Here is a 2337-nt window from a genome sequence, read left to right on the forward strand (position 1 = left end):
CCCGGCCGGATGGCCGTGGAACAGGTGGCCAGATGGCCGTGGAATGCCTGGCCAGATGAGAGCGGACTGGGTGGCCGGATGGCGTGGAATCCGCAATTAAGCCAGATGTGCATGTGCGCCAGCAGCGGGCTGGCTCGCCGCTGCCGCACTGCGCGTCGTTGATCGGGCGGCTGTCCGCGAATTTCCGCCTCGATGGCGTATAGCGCGCCAATCCGTTGCAGGGCCTCAGCCGCAATCGGCGAGGCCAGTGCCTTGTGCAGGTCGAAAAACTTGCGTCGAGCATGTGCCCAGCATGCCGCCTCGTGAATCGTGCCCGAGGCATAGAGTTGCGCGAAACCGGCATAGCCATCGGCTTGCAACGTCCCGGCGAAGCCCCGGAGATGGGCTCGGGGGTGCTCGCCTTTGCGATCCGGCGAGTAGGCAAACCAGACCGCCGGCGGCGTGCTACTACCTGCGGGGCGCTCGTCGCGCACATACGTCCACAAGCGTCCGGTCTTGGTTTTACCCTGGCCGGGGGCGAGCACGGCGATCGGCGTGTCGTCGGCGTGGACTTTGTTGGCGGCCATGATGTGCTGTCGCAACCGGCTGACCAATGGCTGCAAGAGCCGGCTCGCTTCGCCGATCCAGTCGGCCATGGTCGAGCGCTCCAGGGACACGCCCTCACGCGCATAGATTTCGGACTGCCGATACAGCGGCAGATGATCCACGTATTTGGACACCAGCACATGGGCCAACAATCCCGGCCCGGCAAGACCCCGGGAAATCGGTCGGCTCGGGGCCGGCACCTGCACGATCCCGTCACAGCAGCGGCAGGCCAACTTGGGCCGCACGTGGCGAATCACCTTGAAGCGCGCCGGCACGTACTCCAGAACTTCGGCCACGTCATCGCCCAGATGACGAAGTTCGCCGCCACAGCCTGGGCACTGCGCATCGGGTCGATGGACGTGGATTTCACGGGGCAAATGCTCGGGCAATGGCTTGCGGCGTACGGGTGTACGTGGGCGCGATTGGGCTGGTGGTGGCGAGGCCAATGCGGCCTGGCTGACCTGCAACTCTTCGAGCGTCAGTTGCAGTTGGTCGAGCATGCCATCGAGTTGCTCGGAACGCCGACCGAACTGCATGCGCCGCAGCTTGGCGATCATCAGTTTCAGGTGCTCGATTTCCCCGCGCTGGGCGGTAACCAAGGCTTTCAAGGCCTGGATGTCGTCAGGAAGGAAGTCGGTCGCGCAAGTCATGGCGCGATGTTACTGGTGTTCTCAAGCGTTGAACATCAGACTGCTCGTACCGGTGCGGTGCGCAGCGGTCGGCGCCAATCGATGCCCTCCAACAGCATCGCGAGTTGTGCCGTCGTCAAGGAGACGCTGCCGCTGGTGGCTTGCGGCCAGACGAAGCGCCCCTGCTCAAGCCGCTTGCAGAACAGGCACAAGCCATCGCCATCCCACCACAGCAATTTGATCCGGTCACCGCGCCGTCCCCGAAACACGAAGATCTGGCCGGAGAACGGATCCGCCTCAAGTTGGGTTTGCACCAGGGCCGCCAGGCCATCGAACCCCCGCCGCATGTCGGTGGCTCCAGCCACGATCCAGATGCGAGTCCCGATGGGCGGGGCAATCATCGCAACACCTGCTGCAAAACCAGTTGCAAGGTTTGCGGGTCGGGCACGCCCTCAATGCGCAAGGTGACCCGACCGCACTCCACAACCAGTCCGCCCGGACTCGACGGCAGTGGCATTGCCTCTTCCGCTGAGGGCGTCGGCGCCTTGCTCAGGTTGACCGGCAACAAAGTAACCTGGTGGGCAACTGGCCCCAGCTGCCCCTCCCGATAGTGACGGCGCCATTTGAAGACGAGGTTGGCGTTGACCTCATGCTCTCGGGCGATCAACGCGACGGATGCGCCGGGCAATAGCGTGGCCTCGACGACACGACGCTTGAACTCCACCGAAAAGTTGGGGCGGCGACTGCGGCGAGGAGTAGAGGGGGGCGTATCCACAATGGTGTCCACTAAAAAATGGTGGGCACCATTGTGGCTATTCGAGGCTAGGGCAGGCAGTGGGTGCAGGGCGGACGCTTACGCCCATTCCGCCATCAGTGCCCGGCCCAGTTAATAAATAAAAGTCTGGCCTATCTATATTTGAAAGGCCGTGTGGTCTTAAAGTCTATCCAAGCTAAGGCGCTTTTCATCCTGACACTTGCTACGACCAGTCGGGTAGTGGCTCAAAGGTTTTCTATGCAAAAGTCCCTTTCTAAGGATGGTCTGAAGTAGCCACGTATTTCTGGCCGACTACAGACCTCGCTGTTTTTTGAAGCGATCCATCGATCAAAAAGCGCTCAGATCGTC

At 62.1% G+C, this 2337-nt stretch carries 3 protein-coding genes; all 3 read right to left on the reverse strand.

The window, feature by feature from the left end; translation table 11 throughout:
- Nucleotides 1–1235, reverse strand: a 1235-nt coding sequence (tnpC, locus tag H165_RS18870; protein WP_017940305.1) for an IS66 family transposase, incomplete at its 3' end; no start/stop codon positions are given.
- Nucleotides 1236–1270: 35 nt separating this feature from the next.
- Nucleotides 1271–1615 (reverse strand): IS66 family insertion sequence element accessory protein TnpB, encoded by a 345-nt coding sequence (gene tnpB / locus H165_RS0117955; protein ID WP_003291615.1) that lies wholly within the window; start codon nucleotides 1613–1615, stop codon nucleotides 1271–1273.
- Nucleotides 1612–2001 carry an IS66-like element accessory protein TnpA gene (gene tnpA / locus H165_RS20135; protein ID WP_026146724.1) on the reverse strand — a complete coding sequence of 130 codons (390 nt, stop codon included), beginning with the start codon at nucleotides 1999–2001 and terminating at the stop codon, nucleotides 1612–1614. The genes tnpB and tnpA overlap by 4 nt, the downstream gene beginning before the upstream one ends.
- Between the last annotated feature and the right edge of the window lie 336 nt (nucleotides 2002–2337).

Source organism: Pseudomonas thermotolerans DSM 14292 (genome assembly GCF_000364625.1).
Lineage (GTDB): Bacteria > Pseudomonadota > Gammaproteobacteria > Pseudomonadales > Pseudomonadaceae > Aquipseudomonas > Aquipseudomonas thermotolerans.